Below are 24910 nucleotides of genomic sequence, written 5' to 3' on the forward strand. Positions count from 1 at the left end.
ATCTAGATGGCTATGTCAATGGACGTGCACGTGACCACGGCGTGGAGTGACACCTGCCTCGCGCGGGCAGACCGGCGCGCGATCGGTCACATCTTCTTCGCGCTCGCGGTGCTCGGCGTCGTGCTCGTGATCGGCTGGATCTGGCTCACCGTGCTGTCCGTGCCGGTGGTGCTCGAACTGGCCGCGCCGGGCCTGCGCCACTTCCTCACGCGCCGCGGCACGATCGCCCTGATCGAGAAGTTCCCGTGGCGCCCGGTGTCGGTGAACTTCGTGGCCGGACGGCGCATCGGCCGGTCCGCCTACCTGCGGGTCGACGACTCGGAGAAGAACCTGCGGCTGCCGGAGCTTCCCGAACGGGCGCGAGTGCTGGTGCGGCACACCGGCCGGGTGTGGATCGCCGGCCCGGACGAACGAGGACGTGTCGTCGTGATGACGCGTGGCCTCGCGTTCCTCACCCGTGGCCGGGTCATCGACCGGTAGCGATGTCTTCGCCCTCGGCCCACTGGGTGAGGTCGTCCTTGCGCAGCGCGGCCGCCAGCAGTTCGGGGAACTTGTCCGGCGTGCAGGCGAACGCCGGCGCGCCGAGAGCGTGCAGCTTCGCGGCCAGTTCGTGGTCGTAGGCGGGGGTGCCGGAGTCGCTGAGCGCCAGCAGGTTCACGACCGTGACGCCGCTCGCGACCAGTTCGCGGACCCGGCGCTGCAGCTCGGTCTCCGACCCGCCCTCGTAGAGGTCGCTGATGATCACGAGCACCGTGTCGGTGGGCCTGCGGACCTGGGTCTGCGCGTAGGCGACCGCGCGGTTGATGTCCGTGCCGCCGCCGAGCTGGGCGCTGAACAACAGGTCGACCGGGTCGCTGAGCTGGTCGGTCAGGTCGGCGACCTCGGTGTCGAAGGCGACGAGCTTCGTCGAGATCGACCGGATGCTCGCGAGCGCCGAGCCCAGAACCGCCGCGTGCACCAGGGACTCCGCCATCGAACCGGACTGGTCGACGAGCAGGATCACGTCCCGCATCGCCGCGGTCCGGCTGCGTCGGCGGTGACCGATCAGGTCCTCGACGATCACGGTCTTGTGCTGCGGCTGGTAGTTCTTGAGGTTCGCCTTGATCGTCGTCGCCCAGTCGACGTCCTGCAGCTGCGGCCTTCTGGTGCGCCGCGACCGGTCGACGGCGCCTCGGACAGCCTCGATCAGCCGGTCCTGCAGGCGCTTCTCGATGTCCTCGACCACCTTGCGCACCACGGCTTTCGCTGTGTCGCGGGTGCGGGCGGGGATGGCCCGGGAGAGTTGCAGCAGGGTGCTGACGAGGTTCACGTCCGGCTCGACCGACTGGAGCAGCTCAGGTTCGAGCAGCAACTGCTTGAGACCCAGCTTCTCGACCGCGTCCCGTTGCATCACCTGCACGACGGAGGTGGGGAAGTACTTGCGGACGTCGCCGAGCCAGCGGTGCAGCTGCGGGGAGCTGGCCCCGAGGCCCGCGCCCCTGTCGCCGCCACCGCCGTAAAGACCCGTGAGCGCGCCATCACGCCGTTGGTCGTCCTCGCCCAGCTCGGACACGTCCTCCGCGCTGGGGCCCAGGAGCAACCGCCAGCGCCGTAGCCGCTCTTCGGTCATTTGAGCGCTGCCGCCACTTCTTCGGCCGCCCGCACGACGTGAGGACCGACCACGTCCGCGTCGAGCTTTTCCAGTGCCACCACGCCAACGGACGCCCTGAGGCCGGGCACTCCGCGCACAGGGGCAGCGACGCCGAAAGCGTTCGGCTGCAGCTCACCCGCGGAGACGACCCAGATCTCGCCGGGCGTGGAGATCGCCCGGCCGGCCGCCCCGCGGTGCACCGGGTGGCGGGAACCCACCCGGTACGCCACGTGGAAAGCGGTCCACGACGGTTCGACGACAGCGACGGCCTGGGCCTCGGTGCCGTCCGCGACGGTGAGGTGCGCGGTGGCGCCGACCTTCTCGGCGAGCTCGCGCAGCGCCGGGTTGGCCGCCATGCGCAGCTGGGGGAGGACGTTGGAGGCGAGGCGCAGCACGCCGAGGCCGAGGCGGACCTTCGAGCCCTCCCGGCGCACGAGACCGCGCGCCTGCAGTGGCACGAGAAGCCGGTACACCGCGGCCCTGGACGCGCCGATGGCCGTGGCGAGCTCCGAGATCGACGGTGCCTCGGACTCCGCCTCAGCGACCGCCTGGAGCAGCGCCAGACCCCTTTCCAGGGTCAGCGAGCTCTCCTTCGTCGCTCCGACCATCACGCACTCCGAACTGTTCCCACCACCTCGGCGAGACCGACCACGGAGCCGCCCTCACCGGGAGCGGTGGCGGTCAGCTTGACCGTGTCGCCGTCCTCCAGGAAGGACCTCGTGGAGCCGTCGTCGAGCTTGAACGGTTCCTTGCCGCCCCAGCTCAGTTCGAGGAACGAGCCGCGCTCGTCCTTCTCCGGTCCGGAGACCGTGCCCGAGGCGAACAGATCACCTGGGCGCACCGTAGCCCCGTTCACCGTCATGTGCGCCAGCTGTTGCACAAATGACCACGACATCTCCCGGAACGGAGGCCGCGCGACGATGGTGTCGTTCAGCTCCACCGTGATGGTGATGTCCAGGCCCCACGGCTGGTCGCACGTCAGGTAGTCGTGCAGCTTGTTCGGCAGCGGCGGCGTCGGCACGCGTGCAACTGAGAAGGCCTCCAGCGGCGTGATCCACGCGCCGATCGACGTCGCGAACGACTTGGCCAGGAACGGGCCGAGCGGCTGGTACTCCCAGGCCTGGATGTCGCGCGCCGACCAGTCGTTGACCAGCGTGACGCCGAAGACGTGCTCGGCGGCCCTGCTGGTGCTCACGTTGGCCGCCTTCGGGCCACCGCAGACGAACCCGACCTCCGCCTCGATGTCGAGGCGCTCGGACGGGCCGAACTTCGGGCCCTCGCTGCCGCGCTTCTGGCCGTTCGGGCGGACGATCTCCGTGCCGGAGACGTACACCGTGCCCGCGCGGCCGTGGTAGCCGATCGGGAGGTGCGTCCAGTTCGGCGTGAGCGCGTCACCGTCGGGGCGGAACATCTTCCCGACGTTCTCGGCGTGGTGCCTGCTCGAGTAGAAGTCCACGTAGTCGCCGACGGTGAACGGCAGCTTCGCGGTCTCGATCCCGACGAGTTCCGCGCCCTTGGGGGCGGAACCGGCCGTGACGATCTCCCGCAGCTTGGCGCGCAGCACGCTCCAGACCGGCCTGCCGGCCTGCAGCAGCGGGTCCAGCGAGTCGCCCTGGACGTACTCGCTGCACTTGCCCAGCGCGAGGCTCCCCAGGAGCAACGCCCGGTCGCCGACGCGGACGGCCACGCCCCCGTCGACGACCCCGTAGGGCAGGGTCTGCGGTCCGAACGGCTGGTCCTCGGAGAAGTTCGGGTCGCTGATCCAGCTCACAGAAGTCCAAGCCCCTCAAGGTCGGCGACGGGTTCGGCCAGCGAGCACGAGCCGTAGCTCGCGAACACACCGCGCACGGCGTGCGCCGCCTGGTCGCTGAGCGCCTTGGCCTCGGCGGTGAGCGCCTCGGCGTCGGTGCTCGCCAGTGCCTCGCGGACGTCGCGGCCGCTCAGCGAGCGCGCGGTGGCCACGAGGAGGTTCAGGAAGCCGTGGTGGGTGAAGCCCTGCTCGTCGGTGTAGCGGACGGCCTTGTGCAGGCCCGCCGTCGCCTTGAACGCGACGCCACCGCCGCTGACGACGGACAGGAAGTCGCCGACCTCTTCGACGCTGGGGAAGTTCTCCTGGGAGAGACCGCCGCAACGCAGCTTGGGCCAGCTGCCGTGCTCGATGACCCGGCGGACGCCGTCGAGCCACTCGGCACCGCCGCGGCGGGGTTCGACGACGCGGATGACGTCCTCGGGCACGAACTCGGACACGCGCTCGAGCCACACCTCGTCCACATCGGACGGTGCGGGCATCTCGACCATGCGCAGTGCCAGGAGCTCGCTTCGGCTCTCGACGATCGAGACGGCCTTCGGCACGCCGCCGAGGCCGGTGTCGATCACGAGACTCAGGGCGATCGGTTTGGCCGGCTTGACCTTGATCAGTTCGGTGATCAGCTCGGCGAGACGGGAGGCAGGACAGAGGAAGAGGCCCATGACGCCAGCCCACTCGCCGACGCGTCCGTCGAGGTGACCGCGCACCGCGTCGGGCATCGACGCGTTCCCCGGAGGGAACAGCGCGGCATCGTCCACAAGCCTCGCGAGCAGGGGCGGAGTACCGCGCGGACCGGGCGCACGGAGTTCGACAGCGCTTGACACGGCTGACACGCTAGCCGTGTACCGCCAACTGAACAAAGATGTCCGATAGTCGAACGCCTTGGAAGGACCCGGAGAGCACTCATGGCCTACTACCGCCAGGTGGGAGAGATCCCCCGAAAGCGCCACACCCAGTTCCGCAAACCGGACGGTGGGCTCTACGCGGAAGAGCTCATGGGCGTCGAGGGTTTCTCGGCCGACTCGGCGCTGCTCTACCACCGGTACCTGCCCACGGCGATCGTCAACGCGGAGACGGTGAAGGACGAGCGCGGGGGTGCGGCGCCGAACCTGCCGCTGAAGCCGCGCCACTTCAAGACCACGGACCTGACCTGGGCTTCTGATGACGTGGACGCCGTCACCGGTCGCCGGAAGCTGTTCTCGAACCCGGACGTGACCATTGGTTTCGTCGTCGCCTCCGCGCCTTCTCCGTTGTACCGCAACGCTTTCGGTGACGAGCTGCTGTACGTGCAGGGCGGTTCGGGTGTCATCGAGACGATCTACGGAGCGCTCGAGGTCGGCGACGGCGACTACGTCGTGATCCCGACCTCGTGCACCTACCGGGTGGTGCCGTCGGCGCCGATGTCGTTGCTGGTGCTGGAGGCGACCGGGCACATCGGGCCGCCCAAGCGGTACCTGTCGAAGGCCGGCCAGTTCCTGGAGCACTCGCCGTACTGCGAGCGGGACATCCGCGGGCCCTCCGAGCCGTTGCTCGTCGAGGGCACCGATGTCGACGTGCTCGTGCGGCACCGTGCGGGACTCACGAAGTTCACCTACGTGAACCACCCGTTCGACGTCGTCGGCTGGGACGGCCACCTGTACCCGTGGGCGTTCAACATCCGCGACTTCGAGCCGATCACCGGTCGCGTGCACCAGCCGCCGCCCGTGCACCAGACGTTCGAGGGCCCGAACTTCGTCGTGTGCTCGTTCTGCCCGCGCAAGGTCGACTACCACCCGCTGGCCGTGCCGGTGCCGTACAACCACGCGAACGTCGACTCGGACGAGCTGATGTTCTACGTCGGCGGCAACTACGAGGCGCGCAAGGGCTCTGGCATCGGCATCGGTTCGATGTCGCTGCACCCGTCCGGCTGCACGCACGGCCCGCAGCCCGGCGCCGTCGAGGCCTCGCTGGGGCTGGACTACTTCGACGAGACCGCGGTCATGGTGGACACGTTCCGTCCGCTGGAGATGGGCGAGGCCGCGGAGGCCTGTGAGGACCCGGCCTACGCCTGGACTTGGGCCCGTCGCGGTCCGGCCTGATTTTCTGTCGGGGGTCCTCGCTACTTTGGTCTGGTGAGGACACGAGCCGTTCCGATGCGCTGGCAGGGCCTGGGCAAGGCCCTGCCGGTGCTGTGGGGCCTCTACACGGGCTCCGGCTCGATGCCGTACCGCGTGTGCGTCGACCTGGCCGCGGGCTCGGCCAAGTGCACCTGCCCGTCCCGCAAGTTCCCCTGCAAGCACGCCGTGAGCCTGCAGGAGCTGGACATCCCGGACGCGCTGCCGCCCGACTGGGTGGAGGAGTGGACCCAGCGGCGTGCGGCTCGTGAGCTGGATTCCTCACCCGAGGCCGTGGCCCGCCGGTTGCGCGCCCGGGAGAAGACGGCGGCGAACCGCGCGTCCGCGATGTCCTCCGGCATCGACGGCCTGCGCGACTGGCTGCTCGACGTCGCCTCGGCCGGCATCGCGTCCCTGCCGGGCCGCCCGGCCTCGTGGTGGCAGGCGTTCACCGCCCGCATGATCGACGCCCAGGTGCCGGGAGTGGCCGCCGCGGTCACCGAGATCCAGGAGATCGTCGCGCGCTCGGGCCCCCGCTGGACGGCCGACGTGGCCGACCGCCTGGGCGGCCTGCACCTGTTGTGCTTCGTGCAGCCGCGCACCCGCCTGGGCGTCACCGTGCCCGAGGAGACGGTGAAGGCCTCTCCGGGAATCTCCGACCGCTGGGTCGCCCTGCTGCGCCTGGAAACCGACGACGGCAGGGTCAGGACCATCCGCCAGTGGTGCTGGGGCCGTCAGACGGGCCGCTGGGCGGTGGCAATCCGCCACTCCGCCGTCGGAGCGCCCGTCCCGTTGCTGCCCCACGGCCTGGAGTCCTCCGCTCTGGTCCACCCGTACCCGGCTTCGGACCGAGTGGCGCTGGGCGAACTGGAGGGCTCCCGAGCCCCTGATCCGGTTCCCGCCCCCTCAACCTGGCGCGAGTCGCTGGCCTCGCTGGAACCGATGCTGATGGCCGATCCGTGGCAGCGCCTGTTCCCGCTCGGCTGCGCGACCGTCCGCCCGCACGGAGCCTCTCTGGTCGACGCCTCCGGTCACGCGTTGCCGGTCCGCGACGACACGGGCCTGGACATGGCGCTGGCGCTGACCGGTGGCACCCCGTTCGACGCCTGGGGCCTGTGGGACGGCCACGCCCTCCGCCTGGGAGCGATCGCGCTGGACGGCGCGCTTGAGGTGGTCGCGTGAAGGCCGAGTGGTCCCAGACCGTCCAGGACCTCCTGATCGGCACCACGAGAGGCGGCGGCGACCCGACGGCCCTGCTGTCCGACTGCGCCGCCCTGGGCGTGGCCGCGTTCGGCGCCACCCTCCCGCAGGAGGCCACCACCGACCCGGTACCGCTGGCCCCGCCCGAGACCGCCCACCTCCCCAGGCCGGCCGCCAGAGCGGTCCTGGACGCGATCATGAGCGTCGACGACGAGGTCCTGCTCACCGAGTGGTGCGCGCTGGCCAAGGCCAACACCGTCGTGGCCGAGCACCGCATGCTGCCCGCCCTGCTCGCCCTCGGCACCGCCCGGCCCGGTCTGCGCGCCGCCGTGGTCGAGGTCCTGGGCACGCGCGGCCGCTGGCTCGCCGGCACCCGTCCCGGCTGGTCCTGGGCGAGTGGCGCCGCACCGCTGGTGGACGAGGTTCCTCTCGAGGAGATCCTCGACCTGCCCAGCGCCCAACGAGTTCGCGCCCTGCGCCGCAAGCGCAAGGCGGACCCTGCCGGGGTCGGCGCGTTCATCGCGCGGGAGTTCGTGGAGTCCCGCCGATCAGCCGACCGCCAGGTCCTGATCAGTGCCCTGGAAACCGGCCTCGGCCCGCAGGACGAGCGCCTGCTCGAAGCCGCCCTCGACGACAAGGCGGCTGCCGTCCACGACGAGGCCCTCCGCCTGCTCCGCAAGCTGTCGCCCACGCGCCTCGGTGCGCGCGCGGCACACCGGCTGCGGCACGGGCTCCGGCTGACCGCGGACGGGCTCGACGTCCGGCCGGACGAGCTGTGGACCGGGCAGCCCGACGCGGCGGAGCAGCGGGACCTCATGCGCGACGGCTCGGAGAAGGGCGTGGCCGGTCGCATGCGGGCCGCGGCCGCGAGTGTGCCGCCGTCGTACTGGACCTCGACCCTCAAGGCAGACGACGCGAAAGCCGCCGACATGCTCAGGAGGGGTCCGTGGGCCGGTGCGCTCCTCCGGGGCGTCTCAGACCAGCTGGCCGCGGCAGCGGACCCGCGGCCGTGGGCCGTGGCCGCCGCCGAGACGCTGACCGGCATGGAGCAGCTCGAAATGCTCGCGGCCTTGCCGGCCGCGGTCGCCGAGCAGGCGGTCGTCGCCGTGTCGAAGAACTGGCACTACGACCTCCTCGACCACGCCTGCGCCCAGCTCCCGGCGCCCTGGTCGGCCGAGACCACCCGCGCGCTGCTGCACCGGTACGCGGCTCTGCCCGACCCGCGCTGGCGGGCGGGGCGTCCGCCGGCCGTGCTGCTGGCGCGGGGTGACGCGGACCTGCTCGGCGCGAGCTGGGAGGCTCTGACCCGTCGCTGGCCGGAGAACTCCCTGGAACTGGAGGTTCTCCGCCTCCGCATCCGACTGCGTGAATCGTTCGCACCAGCACCGCCTCAGGAGGCCCAGTGACCGCCGTGCTCAGGCCGACGGCCGAACAGCAGTACGCCGCCGAGCTGGAAGCCGTCGCGGCCCAGGACGACCGGCAGCGGCCGCCCAACTGGCGGCTGTCCCCGCAGGCCGTGGTCACGTACGTGCTGGGCGGCACGCTGCCCGACGGCACCGTGATCTCGCCGAAGTACGTGGGCGCGCGCAGGCTCGTCGAGGTCGCGGTGGGCACCCTGGTCACGGACCGGGCGCTGCTGCTCGTCGGTGTGCCGGGCACGGCGAAGTCGTGGCTGTCCGAGCACCTCGCGGCGGCGATCAGCGGCGACTCGACGCTGGTGGTCCAGGGCACGGCCGGCACGAGCGAGGACCAGGTCCGCTACGGCTGGAACTACGCCCGCCTGATCGCCGAGGGCCCGAGCGAGAACGCCATCGTGCCGAGCCCGGTCATGCGCGGCATGCAGCTGGGCACGGTCGTCCGGGTCGAGGAGCTGACCCGCATGCCGTCCGAGGTGCAGGACTCGTTCATCACGGTGCTGAGCGAGAAGTCGCTGCCGGTGCCGGAGCTCAACACGCAGATCCAGGCCGTGCCGGGCTTCACGGTCATCGCCACGGCCAACGACCGGGACCGGGGCGTCAACCAGATGTCGTCGGCGCTCGCGCGGCGCTTCAACACCGTCGTGCTGCCGCCGCCCGCGACCGAGGACGCCGAGGTCGAGATCGTCCTCACCAGGTCCCAGCAGCTCGGCAAGGCGCTCCAGCTGCCGGCCGAGCCGCCCGCCCTCGACGAGGTGCGCCGGGTCGTGCGGATCTTCCGCGAGCTGCGCAACGGTTCCACCGTGGACGGTCGCACGCAGCTGAAGAAGCCGAGCGGCAGCCTGTCCACGGCGGAGGCGATCTCGGTCATCGCGAACGGCATGGCGCTGGCCGGCCACTTCGGCGACGGCACGCTGGGCGCGGACGAGCTGGCCAGCGGCCTGATCGGCTCCGTGATCAAGGACCGGGTGTCGGACGCGACGGTCTGGCAGGAGTACCTGGAGACGGTGCTGAAGGAGCGCTCCGAGTGGCGCGACCTCTACCGGGCCTGCCTGGACGCCAGCGGTGACTGAGCCTGACTCCGGGCCTGTCCTGCTGGGCATCCGGCACCACGGCCCCGGCTCGGCCAGGATGGTCAAGCGGGCGCTGGAGCAGACGCGCCCGGCGCTCATCCTGATCGAGGGGCCGCCCGAGGCGGACTCGCTCCTCGAACACGTCCACGCCCTCACCCCGCCGGTCGCGATCCTGCTGCACGACGAGACGGAACCCGAGAACGCCGCCTTCTGGCCGTTCGCGGAGTTCTCCCCGGAGTGGCAGGCCCTGCGCTACGCGGCCGAGAACGGCGTCCAGGCCCGCTTCTTCGACCTGCCGGCGGCGGCGTCGATCGGCGACGACGGCCCGAGCGGCAACGTCGACCCCATCGGCCTGCTCGCCGAGGCTGCGGGCTTCGACGACCCGGAACGCTGGTGGGAGGACGTGGTCGAGCACAGCGCGTCGGACCCGCTCGACCTCGCGGACGCCATCGCCGAGGCCATGGTCTCCGTGCGCAAGGAGTTCGAAGGCGAAGTAGGTGAACGCACTCTGCGCCGAGAAGCGTTCATGCGTCAGACGATCCGCAAGGCGCGCAAGGACACCGACGGTCCGATAGCGGTCGTCTGCGGTGCGTGGCACGTCCCGGCGCTGCTCACCAAGCCGACCGTCGCCGCCGACACCGCACTGCTGAAAGGCCTGCGCCGCCGCAAGATCTCCGGCACCTGGGTCCCGTGGAGCCACGGCCAGCTGGCCGCCGAGTCGGGCTACGGCGCCGGCGTCGACTCCCCGGGCTGGTACGCGCACCTCTGGCAGCACCAGGCCGACGTGGTCCCTCGCTGGTTCGCCAAGGCCGCGGCCGTGCTCCGCGCGGAAGACCTCCCGGCCTCGACCGCGAGCGCCGTGGAGGCCGTCCGCCTCGCGGAAACCCTTGCCGCGCTGAGGGAACGCCCGTCGGCGGGCCTGAGCGAGGTGAACGAGGCGGCGCTGGCGGTCCTCTGCGGCGGCGACGAGGTCCCGCTCCAGCTGGTCCACCGCAAACTCGTCGTCGGCGAACGCCTCGGCGAGGTGGGCGAAGCCGTTCCGCGCTCGCCCCTGGCCGCTGATCTCCAACGCCTGCAACGCAAACTCCGCCTCCCCGCGGACGTCCAGCCCAAGCCGCTCAAGCTGGACCTCCGCAAGGACACCGACCGCGAACGCTCGAAACTCCTGCAACGCCTGGAAGTCCTCGGCGTCCCGTGGGGCAAGCCGGACCGCTCCAACTCGCTCGGCACCTTCTCCGAGGTCTGGCAGCTGCGCTGGGACCCGATCTTCGCGGTGTCCGTCGCCGTGGCCGCCCGCCACGGCACCACGGTCCACACGGCGGCGGAGAACGTCCTCACCCAGGCCGCCAAGGACGCCAAGCGGGTCGCCGACGCCGCCGCGACCCTCACCAAGTCCGTGGGCTGCGAACTCCCGGCCGCCGTGACCGAGGCGCGCCAGGCCCTGGACCGCTGCGCCGCCATGGCCACCGACGCCCTCGAACTGCTCGCCGCCCTCCCGGACCTGGCGAGGACGGTCCGCTACGGCTCGGTCCGGGGCACCGACCCGGAACTGCTGCGCGTGGCCCTGCACGGCCTGCTCACCCGAGGCGCCGTCGGCCTCCCGATCGCCTGCCGCAACGTCGACGACGAAACGGCGGAACACGCCCTCCAGGTGGTGGACGGCGCCCACGAGGCCACCCGCCTGGCGGCCGACGACGACCACCAGAAGACCTGGTGGCGAGCCCTGCACGCCCTCGTCAAAGCCGAGGCCCACGGCCTCCCGACGGGCAGGGCCACCCGCCTGCTCTGGGAAGCGGGCGAACTGACGAGCGACGACGTGGCGGCCCGCCTGCACCGCAACGTCGCGAGCGCCTTCGTGGCCGGCTTCCTCCGCGGCTCGGCCACCCTCCTGGCCGCCGACCCACGCCTCTTCGGCCTGATCGACGAATGGCTCAGCGGCCTGCGCGGCGAGGCGTTCGACGACGCCCTCCCGTTGCTCCGCCGAGCCATCACCGACTTCACGCCCGCCGAGCGCCGCCTGCTCGGCGAACGCGTGGTGGCGGGCGAGACCCCTCAACCGGCCGCCGACGACGAGTGGGACCTGGAGATCGCGGAACGCCTGGCCGCGCACGTCCGCAGCCTGATGGCCGGAGTTTCACAATCGTCGGATTCGCCGATCCCAGAGCCGTGACCACACCGGACGAAGACCGCCTCACGACGTCGGCCGACACCGAACTCACCCCGCCTGACGAGAGCCGCCTCGACGAGTCCCAGGAACTCATCGACGACGCCAAGAAGTTCGCCCGCGAGCTGCGCGAAGAGGTCCCGGACACGACGCCGGAGCCTCCTCGTGAAGAAGGCTCCGCGGCGAACTAGACCGACCAGGGCGGCGTGATCGTCTGCCCGTCCGCCAGCGTGCCCTGGATGCCCACCGACGTGGCGACCAGCACCCGCGCGGGCCCACCGGTCAGCGCCAGCTCGGTGTTCGGCGGCACCACGACGGCGTCGCCGACACCGGCGGTGTGCCCCTGGATCGTCACCGACCCGGACAGCACGTAGAACACCTCCTCCTTCGACGCGCGATGCGGCGTCCCGTCGCCACCTTCCGGCACATCGACGGTCCACAGCGCGATCTCGGAACTGCCGCGCGACGGCACGGCCAGCGACCTGAACTCGAACCCGCCGAACTCGTGCAGCTCCGCGGAATCCCCCGTGACCAGCAAGACAACCTCCAAAGTAGTCAACCAAGTTGTCTAACCTTAGAATAAGGTCAACCAGGTTGTCTACCTAGTTCGGGGAAGCAAGATGGAACCGGTGCCGATGCTGCTGGCGATGACGTACCGCGCCATGGGCGACCAGTTCCACGACCGCCTGCGGCAGATCGGCCTCGAACCGCTCCGGCCCGCCCACGGCTACGTCTTCCGGTTCCTCAAGGAGAGGCGCGCGACGACCGTCGACATCGGACAGCACCTCGGCGTCACGAAGCAGGCGGCGGCGAAGATCGTCACCGAGCTCGACGAGTGGGGCTACGTGCTGCGGGAGCCGCATCCGACGGACAAGCGCGCCCAGTACGTCACGCTGACGACGAAGGGCCGCGACTACCTGAAGTTCGCGGACAACCTCTGGTCGGACCTGGAAGCGGAGATGGCCGAGGCGATCGGCGACGACACCCTCGTCACGATCAGGGAAGGCCTCGCCGCGTACCTGCGACACGTCCACGGCGAGGACCAGCCAGGGCTCCGTCCGGTCTGGTGACCGGCTAGAACACCTGCGTCAGCGCGATCACGGCGAACACCGCGAAGATCGCTCCGGCCACCCGCTGGATCCAGTGCGTCGGCAACCGCCCGGCGAGCTTGCGCCCCACCAGCACGGCCAGCCCGGCGACGGCGACCAGCGCCAGCCAGGCGCCCAGGCCGACGGCGACCGGTGCGCCGTAGCGGGCGGTGATGCCGGCGGTCGCGAGCTGCGAGGCGTCGCCCCACTCGGCCGCGAACAGCACGCCGAACGAGGTCAGAGCCGCCCGCCAGAACGGCACGGCAGCGCTCGCCCCGGCCTCGTCGGCGGAGTCCTCGTCCTTCGAGAAGCCCTCCCGGAGGAGCATGAACGCGCCGATGCCGAACAGCAGTGCCACGACTCCGGCGACCAGGCGGTCGGGGAGCAGGGTGATGGCCGAACCGAACGCGGCGGCGACCACGCTCTGCACGGCGAAGGCCGCGATGACGCCGACGAACACCGGCCAGGCGCGATAACGCGTGGTCAGGACCAGGGTCGCGACCATGGTCTTGTCCGGGAGCTCGACCAGGAACACCACCGCGAAGGCGGTGATGAACGCGAGCAGTGATGTGGCCACGAGGTTCCTCCACGTCCGAATACGAACCCGGACGGAGGCGCAACAGACCCCGACCGGGCGTGCTGCAACCCGGCCGGAGGTCTCGTTCGCCCGACACAAGCATCGGGTGTGGGACCGGATCCACTCGAAGGCGGATCAGTATGTCGATCACCACGCCACCGGCAACGTACTCCGGCGGGAACTACTCCCCTCTGGCGAAATCATCGTAACCGACGCATGTCACCCGAAAGGCGTGACTTCGCGCACGGGACCAAGGTCCCGAGCCTGGACAGGACCGTCGTACCTGATGGCGGCCATGATCCAGACCTACGCTCGGAAACGTGGACGTACTCGAACTCGCGCGGTGGCAGTTCGGCATCACCACCGTCTACCACTTCCTGATGGTGCCGCTGACGATCGGCCTTTCCCTGCTGGTCGCGGGGATGCAGACCGCGTGGGTGCGCACCGGCAACGAGCGCTACTACAAGATGACGAAGTTCTGGGGGAAGCTCCTCCTGATCAACTTCGCCATGGGTGTCGTGACGGGCATCGTGCAGGAGTTCCAGTTCGGCATGGCCTGGAGCGCCTACTCGCGGTTCGTCGGTGACGTGTTCGGCGCTCCGCTCGCGATGGAGGGGATCGTCGCCTTCTTCGTCGAGTCGACGTTCCTCGGCCTGTGGATCTTCGGCTGGGACAAGCTGCCGAAGAAGGTCCACCTGGCCTGCGCCTGGGCGTTCAGCCTCGCGACGATGGCCAGCGCGTACTTCATCCTCGCCGCCAACTCGTGGATGCAGCACCCCGTCGGCATCGAGATGCACGACGGCCGTCCGCGGCTCACCTCGATCTGGGCCGTGCTGACGAACAACACGGTGCTCGCCGCCTTCCCGCACACCATCGCCGGCGCGTTCGCGGTCTCGGGCGCCTTCCTCGTCGGCATCGCCGCCTGGCACCTCTACCGGAAGTCGGAGGAGGAACGGGTCTGGCGCAGCTCGCTCAAGCTCGGCACGTGGGTCGGCGTGGTCGCGTTCGCGGCGCTGAGCATCAGCGGTGACCTGCAGGGCAAGCTGATGTTCGAGCAGCAGCCGATGAAGATGGCCGCCGCGGAAGCGTTGTGCCACACCGAACAGCCCGCGAGCTTCAGCGTCTTCGCGGTCGGCGACGTCACCAGGCCCGACTGCGAGAACGTCAAGAGCATCACGGTGCCCGCACTGCTGAGTTTCTTGGCGCACAACGACTTCAGCAGCGAGGTCAAGGGCATCCAGGATCTTGTCCCGCTGTACCAGGAGAAGTACGGTACGAACTACCCCGTCGACGAGCGCCTCGGTGAGCTCAGCGGCAAGCCGATCGACTACGTGCCGGCTCTTCCCGTGACGTACTGGGGCTTCCGCCTGATGATCGGGTTCGGTGGCATCTCGGCCGGTCTCGGCGTCTTCATGCTCTGGTTGACCCGCAAGAACCGGACGCCCACCGGATGGTGGTTCCCGGCTCTCGGCCTCGCCGGCATCGCGACTCCCTTCCTGGCCAACAGCTTCGGCTGGATCTTCACCGAGATGGGGCGGCAGCCGTTCGTGGTCGTGCCGAACCCGAGCGGGGTGGACGGCGTCTGGATGTTCACCGCGCAGGCGGTCTCGAACAGCACCCCCGGCGAGATCCTGACCTCGCTCATCGCGCTGACCACGGTCTACAGCGTGCTGGCGGTCGTGGAGTTCTACCTGATCCGCAAGTACGTCCGAGGCGGGATACCCGGCGTACTGCCCCAGAAGACCGACGACGGCGCCCTGGCGTTCGCGTACTAGGGGAGAGGCGACGTGGAAACGCTCTGGTTCGTACTGATCGCCGTGCTGTGGCTCGGCTACCTGTTCCTCGAAGGTTTCGACTTCGGCGTCGGCATGCTGCTGCCCGTTCTGGGGCGCAGCAACGCCGAACGCCGGGTCATGATCAACACCATCGGGCCGGTCTGGGACGGCAACGAGGTGTGGCTCATCGTCGCGATCGGTGCCACGTTCGCGGCCTTCCCCGGCTGGTATGCGGCGCTGCTGAGCGCCGCGTACCTGCCGCTAACGTTGTTCCTGATCGCGTTGATCGGCCGTGGTGTCGCGTTCGACTACCGCGGCAAGGTCGACAACCCCCGCTGGCGCAAGGCGTGGGACTTCACGATCGTCGCGGGCTCGTGGATCGCCACGCTCTGCGTCGGCCTGCTGATCTCGACGACGGTGCTGGGCCTGCCGATCGACGCGAACGGCGACCGGGTCGGCTCGGCCTTCGCGGCGATCCGGCTCGAGACGGTCGTTGGCGCGCTTGCCTTCGCGGGCTACGCACTGGTGCACGGCGCCGTGTTCACGGCGTTGAAGACCGAGGGCGAGATCCGCGAACGGGCCCGTCGCGTCGCTTTGATGCTTGCGCCCGTTGCACTTCTGCCGCTCGTGGCACTGCTCGCGATCGTCGCCGGACTGTGGGCCGGTGTGGTCGTGCTGGTGCTGGCCGCGGCGATGTGGCGGCTGCTCGCGAACCGCGACGGCCAGTCGTTCGCGTTGATGGGCCTCGCGATCGCGGCCACCGTCGCGATCCTGTTCGGCTCGCTCTACCCGAACGTCCTGCCGTCGACGCTGAACGACGCCTGGTCGCTCACGGTCGCGAACACCGCGTCGAGCCCGTACACGCTGCAGGTGATCACGTGGGTCGCCGGCTTCGGCACGCCCGCGGTACTCGTCTACCAGGGCTGGACCTACTGGGTGTTCCGCAAGCGCATCGGCGTCAAGCACATCCCCGCGGCGCACTGAGATGAGAAGAGGCCCGCTGGGAGCTCTGCCCCAGCTCTCCAGGAACGCCAGGCGCGCCCTCGTCGGGGTGGGCGCGCTGGCGTTCCTCAACGCACTGGCGCTCGTCGCCCAGGCCGTCGCGCTGGCGTCGGTGATCACGACCCGCGAAGGCCTTCCGCTGCTGGCCGTGGCGATCCTGGCGCGCGCCGGTCTGTCGTGGGCGACGGAATCCGCCGCTGCCCGTGCCGCCGCCGGTGCCAAGGAAGAGCTGCGGACCCAGCTGCTGGCCAAGTCGTTCGAACGCGGCCCCGGCTGGATCGCCGACCGCGGCACTGCCGAGCTGTCGGTGCTCGCGACCAAGGGCCTCGACGCGCTCGACGCCTACTTCACCCGCTACCTCCCCGCGCTGGTCACGGCCGTGATCGTGCCGCCGCTGGCCGGTGCGTGGATCCTCTTCACCGACTGGCCGTCGGCCGTGCTGATCGCGGTGACCGTGCCGTTGATCCCGGTCTTCGCCGCCTTGATCGGCTGGTACACCGAGAAGCGCGTCCGCAAGGCCGCCGACGTCACCGAGCTGCTTTCGGCCCAGCTCCTCGAACTGCTCCGCGCACTGCCGGTGCTGACGGTGTTCGGCCGTGCCGAGCAACAGGCCGGAGCGGTCCGGCAGATCGGTGAGCAGCACCGCAAGGCCACGATGGGCACGCTCCGGATCGCGTTCCTGTCCGCGTTGGTGCTGGAGATCGCGGCGTCGTTGAGCGTTGCGCTGATCGCGGTCGGCGTCGGCATCCGGCTCGTGCACGGCGACATGACGCTGATGACCGCGTTGGTCGTGCTGATCCTCGCGCCGGAGTGCTACCTGCCGTTGCGTGCCGCCGGTGCCGCCCACCACGCCAGCGAGGACGGGCTGGAAGCGGTTCGGCGCGTCGCTGAGGTCGTTGATCACGAGGACAAGACCAGGCCGCGGCTGCCCGGCGGTTCGGTCCACGTCGACAACCTGCGCGTCCTGCGTCGAGACGGTTTCGCTCCGGACGGCATCAGCTTCGACGTCCGACCTGGGGAGATCTACCGACTTGAAGGCGCGAGCGGTGCCGGAAAGTCGACGACGTTCCAGGTGCTGCTGGGCTTCCTGGAGCCGACGGACGGCACCGCGTTCGTCGCCGGAGACATCGCGTACGTGCCGCAGAAGCCCGCGTTCGCCGCCGCCACCCCGCGCGCCGAGCTGGAGCTCACGGTTCCCGGCGCCGAGGACATCGAGCAGGTCGCCCACGAGGTCGTGGCCGCGCATCTGCTCGACCGCCAGATCACCGACCTCTCGACCGGTGAACGCCAACGCGTCGCAGTCGCGCGCGCCCTGCTGAGGGTGCGCCACGGCGCGACCGTGCTGTTGCTCGACGAACCGACCGCGCACCTCGACCCGGTGACAAGTCGCAAAGTCGACAAAGCGATCAAGAGAGCTAGCGACACGGCCGCCGTCGTCCTCGCCTCGCACCGCGAGAAGGAGACGACCGAGGACGAGACGTTCGCCAGGGTCGTCACCGAGGAGACCCAGCGGGAACGGCCGAAGCGCCTGCCGATCCCGTGGAAGGGCGCCGGCCTGGGCATCCTCGCGGCCGTCGCGGGCATCGCCCTGACCGCGCTGGCCGCCCACCTGATCGCCCGTGCCGCCGAGATGCCGCCGATCCTGACGCTGTCGGTGCTGGTCGTGGGCGTGCGGACGTTCGCACTGAGCAAGGGCGTGCTCCGCTACATCGAGCGGTTGGTGACCCACGACGAGACGTTCCGCCTCGCCAACGACCTGCGCGCCGAGCTGTGGTTGCGGCTCGTGCGCACGCAACGCCGCGATGGGCTGCAACGGCTCGTCGAGGACGTCGACACCGTCCGCGACCTGGTGCCGCGCGTCCTGGTGCCGCCGGTCGTCGCGATCGGCGCGGGCATCGCGACCACGGTCCTGTTCGCGTTCATCGACCCGGCCGCCGCGCTGACGCTGGGCGGTCTGCTGCTCGCGGCCGGGCTCGCGGCACCCGCCGTCGCCGTCTGGACCGAGCGGCGGGCCAGCACGAAGCTCTCCAGGGGCCGCCGCAAGGTCGCCCGCGAGACGATCAACGCTCTTGTCGCCGCACCGGACCTCATCGCGCACGACGCCCACCACCGTCTGCTGGCCCAGCTGCACGCCGAGGACGTCGAGCTCGCGGGACAGACCCGCCGGCAGGCGTTCGGCACGGGCGCGGCCACGGCGATCGTCCTGCTCGCGACCGGTGCGGCGGCCCTCGTCTGCGCCACCACCGGCAACCCGGTGCTCGGTCTCGTCCCGCTCGCCCTCGCCGAACCGCTGGCCGCGCTGCCGTTGGCCGCTCAGCAGCGCAGGGCACTGCGAGAAGCAAGTGCGCGCTTGCAATTCGATGCGCCGGAACGCCCTGAACAGCCGCGCGGCAAGCGGATCCGGCTGGAGAACGTCGACGTCCGCTGGCCCGGCGCGACCGAGCCGACGTTGAAGGACCTCCACCTCAACATCGAGCCCGGCACGCACGTGGCGATCGTCGGGCCGTCGGGCAGCGGCAAGTCGACGCTGTTCGCGCTGCTCCTGGGCTTCCTGCAGCCCGAACGCGGCATCGTCGAACTGCCCAGGGCGACCTGGTGCCCGCAGGAGCCGATGCTGGTCAGCACGACCGTGAGGGAGAACCTGCGCATGTCGGGACAGCACGACGACGAGGCTCTCCGCGAGGCGCTGCGGGGGGCGTGCCTGCCGGAGTGGGTGGACCGGCTCGACACGGTGATCAGGCCGGACCAGGTGTCGGGCGGCGAGGCGCAACGGCTGGCGCTGGCACGGGCGTTGCTGCACGACGCCGACGTGGTGCTGCTCGACGAACCCACCGCGCACCTGGACGAGCCGACCGCACGCAAGTTGTTGCAGCAGCTCAGGCAGGACGGCAGGACCGTTCTGCACATCACGCACCGCCCGGACGAGGCGGCGAGGGCGGACCTGGTGCTGGACCTCGGCACACCCGCATACCGTTGAGGACCATGGACCCTTCTCTGGCGCGGCGCGTGCTCGTCGCGTCCACCGAGATCACGTCGGCGGCGCTGGAAGACCCGGAGAACGTGCTGCGGCTCGTGGTGAAGGCGGCCGCGGAGATCGCGGACGCCGACCTCGGCCTGGCCATGCTCGCCACGGAGGACGACGACGGCACGCTGACCGTCGAGGCGTCCAGCGGTGAGCCGATCGTCGCGACACTGAGCCCGCGCAGTGCCGCCGCCAAAGCCGCGCGCACGGGCGTTCCCGTCATGGCCGACGACGTCGCGAACGACCCGCGCACGGCCCCGTACGTGCCGCAGGCGCTGCGGAACTACGGCCCGTTCGCCGTGGCGCCGTTCGGCACCTCGGACCGCAAGATCGGCGCTCTGGCCGTGTACCGGCGCAGGGACAAGCCGCCGTTCACGCAGGAGACGGTGGACGTGTTGTCGGCGTTCGCGGCGCAGGCAGGCCTCGCCGTGGTGTTGTCGGAGGGCTTCACCGCACGGCAGCGCGTCGCGGTCTACGAGGAGCGCGAACGGATCGCCCGCGACCTGCACGACGTGATCATCCAGCGACTTTACGGCGCCGGCGTGCAGATCAGCCTGCTGCAACGGCGCCTGGGCAAGAAGCTCGACACCTCGCAGCGCGCCCGCATCGAGGAGGCCGTCGACCTGGTCGACGAGACGATCGCCGAGGTCCGCGCGACCGTCCGCAAGCTGCGCAACACCGACCCGGCCGACTCCGCCGACCTGCACGACTCGATCAAGGCCGAGGTCCGCACGGCCGGTGAGTTGCTCGGCTTCCCGCCACGCCTGCACGTGGCCGGCGACCTGGCGAACGTGCCGCGCAAGCACGCCGACGACGCACGGGCGGCGTTGCGTGAGGCTTTGTCGAACGTCGTACGGCACTCCGGCGCCACACACGTCCAGATCGACGTACGGCGCGATGAGAAGCACCTGCTGCTGCGCGTCGCCGACAACGGGTGCGGCATCCCGTCCGGCGTGACTCAGCGCGGGCTGCGGCACCTCGCCGAACGGGCGAAGGCCGCGAGTGGCGATTTCCGCGTGGTGAGTTCGCCGAACGGGACGACGCTCACCTGGTCCGTCCCCGTTTAGCCACCCACGCGGCGGCTTGCGTGCGGCGTTCCATGCCGAGTTTGGACAGAACGGACGTCACGTAGTTCTTCACGGTCTTCTCCGCGAGGAAGAGCCGTTCACCGATTTGGCGGTTCGTCAGGCCCTCACCGATGAGTTCGAGCACGCGCTGTTCCTGGTCCGTGAGGCCAATCGGGGACGGATTGCGCATCCGTTCGAGTACCCGGCTTGTGGTCGCGGGGTCCAGAAGGGACCGTCCAGCCGCGACCTCGCGCACGGCCGTGACGACGTCCTGACCGCGAACCTGCTTGAGCAGATAGCCCGACGCCCCGGCCATGATCGCGCCGACGAGCGCTTCTTCGTCGTCGAATGCGGTCAGCACCAGGCAACGAATGCCAAGGTCCCGCAGCGTCCGGCAGAGGTCGACGCCGCTGCCGTCGGGCAGTTGAACGTCCACGACGGCCACATCGGGAGGGTTCGCTCCTGCTCGCGTCACCGCCTCGGTGACGGAACCCGCCTCGGCGATGACCGAGATGTCCGACTCGTCGTCGAGCATCTCGCGCAGTCCTCTGCGCACTACTTCGTGATCGTCAACCAACAAAACTCGCACTGGCACGAATCCACCGTACGTCGAATGGCTGTTCCTGAGTGTGACTCAAATTGGCACAGTTCTTGTCATGGCAGAAGGCTCGGTACGACCGGTCGAGGAAGCAGATCGCATAGTTGTCGCCCGACTGGTTCTCGAGCTATGGGGAGCGCACACCGCCGTCGCGCACGGCGAGGTGTTCTTCCCGGCGAGTCTGCCGGGCTTCCTCGTGGAGAAGCAGGGTCAGGTGCTGGGTCTGCTGACCTATGCGGTGGCGAACCACCAGCTGGAGATCGTCACGATCGACGCGCTTCGGCGAGGCCGGGGCGTCGGCACCGCGCTGGTCGACGCCGCGGTTCGCCAGGCACGCACGCTCGGGTGCAACCGGGTGCGTCTGACGACCACCAACGACAACCTCGACGCGGTCCGGTTCTACCAGCGCCGCGGGTTCAAACTGGCGGCCTTGAGACCGGACGCGGTCCGCGAGGCGCGCAAGCTCAAGCCGGAGATCCCGGCGGTGGGGGAGTTCGGCATCCCCATCACAGACGAGATAGACCTGGAACGATGGGTCGCGCCACGGCAGTAGTCCACAGCTGTCCACAGCTCTGTCCACAGGGTTGTGCACAACCGGAACTCACACGTGCAGCGGGTTGAACGCCTCGTCCCACGCGGCGGCGACCTGATGGGCGCACGTGGACGGTGCGACGCCTCCCACCCCGGTGCCGAGTCCCGGCATCGCGATGGTGTGGACGGCGTCGCGCACCGGCGTGCCGTCCTCCAGGCGTCCCGTGAGCCAGAGCATCAGCACGGCGCGCGCGGCCAGGTACGGGTGGACGGTGTCGACCGGCAGCCGTTCGCCGGGCAGGCGCATGGTCGGCGCGCTGATCATCCAGGCCGGCTCGGTCTCGCCGGTCGCCACGATCTGCGCCTCGCCCACCGGGAGCTCACCGCCGTGCAGCGCGAGGACGGCGCTGCGGACGTTGTTCTCGACCTGGGGGAACGCCGTGGCGTAGACGGCGTCGATGCCACCGCGCATCCAGCCCTGCGAGTTGGCCGGGCTGACGATGGCCTGCGCGTGGATGTCCAGAACGGACCCGCGGTGCACTCGCACCCCGTCGCGGCCGTCCGCGACGGCGAGCCAGGCGTTCGCCATCGGTTCGTCGACCGCGCACAACACGAGTTCTGGCGCTAGAGCGGGCACGCCCCAAGCATTCCAGTTCGAACGGTCCCGGCGGAACCCAGGATTGGCCCCCGACACAGGCGTGATTCGCGCCTCTACTGTGTGCGGGTGCCTCGCATTGCGTACTTCGGACCACAGGGGACCTTCACCGAGCAGGCCGCCCAGCGGTTCGAGGGTGAACTCGTCCCCGTCGAGACCATCCCGCTCGCCTTCGCCGCGTTGCGCGACGGGACGACCGACTTCGCGTGCGTGCCGATCGAGAACTCCGTCGAGGGTGCCGTGCCGGCGACGCTGGACGCTCTCGTGCGCGACGAACCGGTCGTCGCGGTGGCCGAGACGGTGCTGGACGTCCGGTTCAGCGTCCTGGTGCGTCCCGGCACCGACGAGATCCGCACCATCGCGTCGCACCCGCACGCGCTGGCCCAGGTCCGCGAGTGGATCGCCGCCTCGTTGCCCGGCGTCACCTCGATCGCCACCTCGTCGACCGCGGCCGCCGCTGCCGCCGTGGAGCGGGGCGAGTTCGACGCGGCCGTGTCCGCTCCTGTCGCCGTGAACCACTACAAGCTGGACGAGTACGCGACGGACATCCTCGACGTGCCCGACGCACGCACGAGGTTCCTGCTGCTCCAGCGTCCGGGTCAGTTGCCGGAGCCGACCGGTGCCGACCGCACGAGCGTCGTCGTGACCACCCCGGACCGCGTGGGCGTGCTGTCCGAGCTGCTCACCGAGCTGGCGTTGCGTGGCATCAATCTCACCGGCCTCGAATCACGCCCCCAAAAGGGCAAACTGGGGACGTACCGCTTCTACATCGACGTCGAGGGGCACATCGCAGAGCCGAGGATCGGTGACGCGCTGGCCGCGCTGCACCGACACTCGCGCGAGATCCGGTTCCTCGGGTCCTTCCCGAAGGCCGACCAGGGGCCCGTCGAGGCCCACAACGCCGAGTTCGCCGCAGCCGCCTCCTGGGTCGATGCTGTCAGAAAGGGCGAGCGCGGGTGAGGTTGCTGCTGGTCAGGCACGGTGAGACGGCGTCGAACATCGAACGCAGGCTGGACACGGCCATGCCGGGTCCCCCGCTCACCGAACTGGGTCGCAAACAGGCCCGCGAACTGGCCGACACCCTCGCCACCGAGGAGATCGTCGCGGTCTACGCGAGCATCGGCCTGCGCGCCCAGCAGACCGCCGCACCCACCGCCGAACGCTTCGGCCTGCCCGTCCAGATCCTGCAGGGCGTGGAGGAGATCCAGGTCGGCTCGCTGGAGGGCCGCAACGACACCGAGGCCTACCAGGCCTACCTGGAAACCGTCATCAAGTGGGCCGAGGGCGCCCTTGACGTGGCGTTTCCCGACGGCGGCGAGTCCGGGCAGCAGGTGCTGGACCGGTTCCTGGGCGCGGTCGAGTCGATCGCGCAGGACGGCACCGTCATGGTCGTGACGCACGGTGGCGCCGGGCGGATGGGCGCGCTGGCGCTGGCGTCGAACGTGCCGGTGGAGCTCGCGGAGAACCTGCTGCCGAACACCGGCGTCGTGGTGCTCGAGTCCGACGGCGACGGCTGGGTCTGCCGGTCGTGGGCGGGCGTCGAGGTTCAGTAGTCCAGGTCGAGCCACTCGCCGAGAGCGAGCACGTGCGCGCGTTGTCCCGCGTGCTCGCGGAACTCACCCTCCGGGTCGGCGACCTCGACGTAGCCGGGCAGCTTCACCGGCTGCTCCTGCTCGTAGTGCATCGGCACGGCGTGCCTGGCACCGAGGATCGTCGCCGCGGCGGCGGCCTGGAACGGGTCCATCGCGGCGAGCACCGGGCTCGGCGGCTGGAGGTGCGGTGCGTTCACGACCGCGCCGTTGGCCGGCAGGAACGCCGCGTCGAACGGGCTGAACCGCCGCGCGACCAGCCACCACCAGCCGTGGAACATCGTGTCGCCGCCGTGGAAGACGCGCTGCCCGTCCGCCTCCACCACCCAGTTCAGCTGGGGATCGCCCAGCCCGTCGACGGACGGGACGGCGGTGACGCGGAACGGGCCGATCTCGCGTTCGGACCAGGTGTCCACCACCTCGGCGGCCAGCCGGTGCTCGGCCAGTTCGTGCTCGCTCAGCAACGTCGTCACGTTGTCCACGTCGTCGCCGTGGCCGGGCGCCGGGCGTAGCACCGGTGCCCCCGGAGTCAGTACGTCGGCGAGCGCCGTCGCGTCGGTGTGGTCGCGGTGCAGGTGCGTGACCAGCGCGGCGGTGACCTCCCCGCCCGGCCGCGTCAGCCCGACGCCCGGCCGCCAGCCGGTGAACAGCGGTGTCAGGTCCTGCACGTAGTCGATCACCAGCCGGGCCCCGCCGGCCTCGGCCTCGATGCCCGCCCAGCCCAGTCGTCGCACTCGCATCTCTAACTCCTCGCGTCGGTGAGCCGAACTTAGAGGACGAGCGTTCGCCAAATCAATAGCGAACGTGCGTACGCTATTCTCGTCACATGTCCCCGCGACGCTCCGCAGCCGACGCGCTCCTCACCCGAGGCCGGATCCTGAGCCGCGCCGCCGAGATCGCCTCGGAGGAAGGCCTCGACGGCATCACCATCGGCCGCCTGGCCGAGGAGCTCGAGATGAGCAAGTCCGGGGTGCACAAGCACTTCGGCACCAAGGAGACCCTGCAGATCGACACGCTCGACAAGGCGTTCGTCGACTTCTGGCACCGCGTCGTCGAACCGGCGCTGACCGAACCGCCCGGCCTGCGGCGGCTGCGCGTGGTGTGCGCGAACTCCGTGGACTACCTGGCGGAACCGCTGCTGCCCGGCGGCTGCCTGATGACCGCGGCGCTGAGCGAGTACGACGGCAGGCCCGGCGCGGTGCGCGACGCGGTGGCGCAGGTGTGGTCGCGCTGGCAGGGACAGCTGCGGGCGGACCTGGTCGCGGCGGTGGAGGGCGGCGAGCTGCCGCGGGGGTTCGACGTCGACCAGGCGTTGTTCGAGGTCCTGGCGGCGGGGCTCGCCCTGAACGCGGCGATGCAACTTCAGCACGACCAGGCGGCCGTCGGGCGGGCGCGCCGGGCGATCGAACGGGCGCTCGACCAGTCCTGACTCAGACGCTCGTGTCCCAGTCGAGGTGGGCCTCGTAGACGACGTCGTTGAACGTGGCGGTGAAGTCGTGGCCGCTGCCAGGCCCGCCGGTGACCGAGTCGGGGTGCTTCGTCACCTCGACGGCGCGGACTTCCGCTGTAAGTCATCCGCCGGGACTGCCTCCTGGCGGCCGGAACTCCGGTGGATAGGTCGGCA

General features: G+C 70.4%; 25 protein-coding genes. 16 read left to right on the forward strand and 9 right to left on the reverse strand.

The features are described 5' to 3' along the window. The first annotated feature begins 6 nt into the window (after positions 1–6). A complete protein-coding gene (locus tag ACH413_RS17005; protein WP_360047154.1) occupies positions 7–480 on the forward strand; it encodes a hypothetical protein in 474 nt (157 codons plus the stop codon). On the opposite strand, the gene ACH413_RS17010 is transcribed toward ACH413_RS17005, so the two are convergent. Genes ACH413_RS17010 through ACH413_RS17025 form a run of 4 tightly spaced genes read right to left on the reverse strand, consistent with a single transcriptional unit; the run spans position 467 to position 4261 of the window. Beyond that, the gene (locus ACH413_RS17010; protein ID WP_360047155.1) at positions 467–1609 is read right to left on the reverse strand and encodes a VWA domain-containing protein; all 1143 of its coding nucleotides are present in this window, start codon (positions 1607–1609) and stop codon (positions 467–469) included. The two genes, ACH413_RS17005 and ACH413_RS17010, sit on opposite strands and share 14 nt — an antisense overlap. Then, a complete protein-coding gene (locus tag ACH413_RS17015; protein WP_360047156.1) occupies positions 1606–2238 on the reverse strand; it encodes a helix-turn-helix domain-containing protein in 633 nt (210 codons plus the stop codon). The genes ACH413_RS17010 and ACH413_RS17015 overlap by 4 nt, the downstream gene beginning before the upstream one ends. Next, complete coding sequence (locus ACH413_RS17020) at positions 2238–3401, reverse strand: fumarylacetoacetate hydrolase family protein (protein WP_360047157.1); 1164 nt, start codon at positions 3399–3401, stop codon at positions 2238–2240. The genes ACH413_RS17015 and ACH413_RS17020 overlap by 1 nt, the downstream gene beginning before the upstream one ends. Continuing rightward, the gene (locus ACH413_RS17025; protein WP_360047158.1) at positions 3398–4261 is read right to left on the reverse strand and encodes a hypothetical protein; all 864 of its coding nucleotides are present in this window, start codon (positions 4259–4261) and stop codon (positions 3398–3400) included. The genes ACH413_RS17020 and ACH413_RS17025 overlap by 4 nt, the downstream gene beginning before the upstream one ends. An 81-nt stretch (positions 4262–4342) precedes the next feature. Between ACH413_RS17025 and ACH413_RS17030 the strand changes: the two genes are divergently transcribed. Genes ACH413_RS17030 through ACH413_RS17055 form a run of 6 tightly spaced genes read left to right on the forward strand, consistent with a single transcriptional unit; the run spans position 4343 to position 11573 of the window. Continuing rightward, positions 4343–5515, forward strand: a complete 1173-nt coding sequence (locus tag ACH413_RS17030) for a homogentisate 1,2-dioxygenase domain-containing protein (RefSeq protein ID WP_360047159.1) — start codon at positions 4343–4345, stop codon at positions 5513–5515. 33 nt (positions 5516–5548) lie between these two features. Beyond that, the gene (locus tag ACH413_RS17035; RefSeq protein ID WP_360047160.1) at positions 5549–6712 is read left to right on the forward strand and encodes an SWIM zinc finger family protein; all 1164 of its coding nucleotides are present in this window, start codon (positions 5549–5551) and stop codon (positions 6710–6712) included. After that, positions 6709–8136, forward strand: coding sequence for a DUF5691 domain-containing protein (locus ACH413_RS17040; protein ID WP_360047161.1), 1428 nt, complete (start codon positions 6709–6711; stop codon positions 8134–8136). Before ACH413_RS17035 ends, ACH413_RS17040 begins: the two co-directional genes overlap by 4 nt. Next, a complete protein-coding gene (locus ACH413_RS17045) occupies positions 8133–9218 on the forward strand; it encodes an AAA family ATPase (protein WP_360047162.1) in 1086 nt (361 codons plus the stop codon). The genes ACH413_RS17040 and ACH413_RS17045 overlap by 4 nt, the downstream gene beginning before the upstream one ends. Then, positions 9211–11388, forward strand: a complete 2178-nt coding sequence (locus ACH413_RS17050; protein WP_360047163.1) for a DUF5682 family protein — start codon at positions 9211–9213, stop codon at positions 11386–11388. Before ACH413_RS17045 ends, ACH413_RS17050 begins: the two co-directional genes overlap by 8 nt. Then, positions 11385–11573: a hypothetical protein gene (locus ACH413_RS17055; protein WP_360047164.1), complete on the forward strand. Its 189-nt coding sequence runs from the start codon at positions 11385–11387 to the stop codon at positions 11571–11573. Before ACH413_RS17050 ends, ACH413_RS17055 begins: the two co-directional genes overlap by 4 nt. Here ACH413_RS17055 and ACH413_RS17060 read toward each other — a convergent pair. After that, complete coding sequence (locus ACH413_RS17060; protein WP_360047165.1) at positions 11570–11920, reverse strand: cupin domain-containing protein; 351 nt, start codon at positions 11918–11920, stop codon at positions 11570–11572. The two genes, ACH413_RS17055 and ACH413_RS17060, sit on opposite strands and share 4 nt — an antisense overlap. Before the next feature lie 82 nt (positions 11921–12002). On the opposite strand from ACH413_RS17060, the gene ACH413_RS17065 reads away from it, so the two are divergent. Further along, positions 12003–12452, forward strand: coding sequence for a MarR family transcriptional regulator (locus ACH413_RS17065; protein WP_360047166.1), 450 nt, complete (start codon positions 12003–12005; stop codon positions 12450–12452). A 4-nt stretch (positions 12453–12456) separates the two neighbouring features. Here ACH413_RS17065 and ACH413_RS17070 read toward each other — a convergent pair whose 3' ends face one another. Further along, positions 12457–13047 carry a TMEM165/GDT1 family protein gene (locus ACH413_RS17070; RefSeq protein WP_360047167.1) on the reverse strand — a complete coding sequence of 197 codons (591 nt, stop codon included), beginning with the start codon at positions 13045–13047 and terminating at the stop codon, positions 12457–12459. Positions 13048–13367: 320 nt separating this feature from the next. Here ACH413_RS17070 and ACH413_RS17075 point away from each other — a divergent pair, with 320 nt between their 5' ends. Genes ACH413_RS17075 through ACH413_RS17090 form a run of 4 tightly spaced genes read left to right on the forward strand, consistent with a single transcriptional unit; the run spans position 13368 to position 19913 of the window. Then, positions 13368–14822, forward strand: coding sequence for a cytochrome ubiquinol oxidase subunit I (locus ACH413_RS17075; RefSeq protein WP_360047168.1), 1455 nt, complete (start codon positions 13368–13370; stop codon positions 14820–14822). Between the two features lie 12 nt (positions 14823–14834). After that, a complete protein-coding gene (cydB, locus tag ACH413_RS17080; RefSeq protein ID WP_360047169.1) occupies positions 14835–15806 on the forward strand; it encodes a cytochrome d ubiquinol oxidase subunit II in 972 nt (323 codons plus the stop codon). Between the two features lies 1 nt (position 15807). Continuing rightward, entirely contained in the window at positions 15808–18801 is a 2994-nt protein-coding gene (gene cydD / locus ACH413_RS17085) for a thiol reductant ABC exporter subunit CydD (protein WP_360047170.1), read from the forward strand. A gap of 5 nt (positions 18802–18806) precedes the next feature. After that, positions 18807–19913: a GAF domain-containing sensor histidine kinase gene (locus tag ACH413_RS17090; RefSeq protein WP_360047171.1), complete on the forward strand. Its 1107-nt coding sequence runs from the start codon at positions 18807–18809 to the stop codon at positions 19911–19913. On the opposite strand, the gene ACH413_RS17095 is transcribed toward ACH413_RS17090, so the two are convergent. Continuing rightward, complete coding sequence (locus tag ACH413_RS17095) at positions 19891–20508, reverse strand: response regulator transcription factor (RefSeq protein WP_360047172.1); 618 nt, start codon at positions 20506–20508, stop codon at positions 19891–19893. The two genes, ACH413_RS17090 and ACH413_RS17095, sit on opposite strands and share 23 nt — an antisense overlap. A gap of 61 nt (positions 20509–20569) precedes the next feature. Between ACH413_RS17095 and ACH413_RS17100 the strand changes: the two genes are divergently transcribed. Next, positions 20570–21064 carry a GNAT family N-acetyltransferase gene (locus tag ACH413_RS17100; protein WP_360047173.1) on the forward strand — a complete coding sequence of 165 codons (495 nt, stop codon included), beginning with the start codon at positions 20570–20572 and terminating at the stop codon, positions 21062–21064. A 48-nt stretch (positions 21065–21112) separates the two neighbouring features. On the opposite strand, the gene ACH413_RS17105 is transcribed toward ACH413_RS17100, so the two are convergent. Continuing rightward, positions 21113–21631 (reverse strand): macro domain-containing protein, encoded by a 519-nt coding sequence (locus tag ACH413_RS17105; protein WP_360047199.1) that lies wholly within the window; start codon positions 21629–21631, stop codon positions 21113–21115. Between the two features lie 135 nt (positions 21632–21766). Between ACH413_RS17105 and pheA the strand changes: the two genes are divergently transcribed. Together pheA and ACH413_RS17115 are read left to right on the forward strand one after the other, a co-directional pair. Continuing rightward, positions 21767–22657, forward strand: coding sequence for a prephenate dehydratase (pheA, locus tag ACH413_RS17110; RefSeq protein WP_360047174.1), 891 nt, complete (start codon positions 21767–21769; stop codon positions 22655–22657). Next, positions 22654–23250, forward strand: a complete 597-nt coding sequence (locus ACH413_RS17115) for a histidine phosphatase family protein (RefSeq protein WP_360047175.1) — start codon at positions 22654–22656, stop codon at positions 23248–23250. Before pheA ends, ACH413_RS17115 begins: the two co-directional genes overlap by 4 nt. Here the strand turns inward: ACH413_RS17115 and ACH413_RS17120 are convergent. Next, positions 23244–24026, reverse strand: a complete 783-nt coding sequence (locus ACH413_RS17120; protein WP_360047176.1) for an MBL fold metallo-hydrolase — start codon at positions 24024–24026, stop codon at positions 23244–23246. The genes ACH413_RS17115 and ACH413_RS17120 overlap by 7 nt on opposite strands. A gap of 86 nt (positions 24027–24112) precedes the next feature. Here ACH413_RS17120 and ACH413_RS17125 point away from each other — a divergent pair, with 86 nt between their 5' ends. Continuing rightward, positions 24113–24715 (forward strand): TetR/AcrR family transcriptional regulator, encoded by a 603-nt coding sequence (locus tag ACH413_RS17125; protein ID WP_360047177.1) that lies wholly within the window; start codon positions 24113–24115, stop codon positions 24713–24715. The last annotated feature ends 195 nt before the right edge of the window (positions 24716–24910 follow it).

The organism is Lentzea sp. NPDC020367 (genome assembly GCF_044387305.1).
Taxonomy (GTDB): Bacteria; Actinomycetota; Actinomycetes; order Mycobacteriales; family Pseudonocardiaceae; genus Lentzea.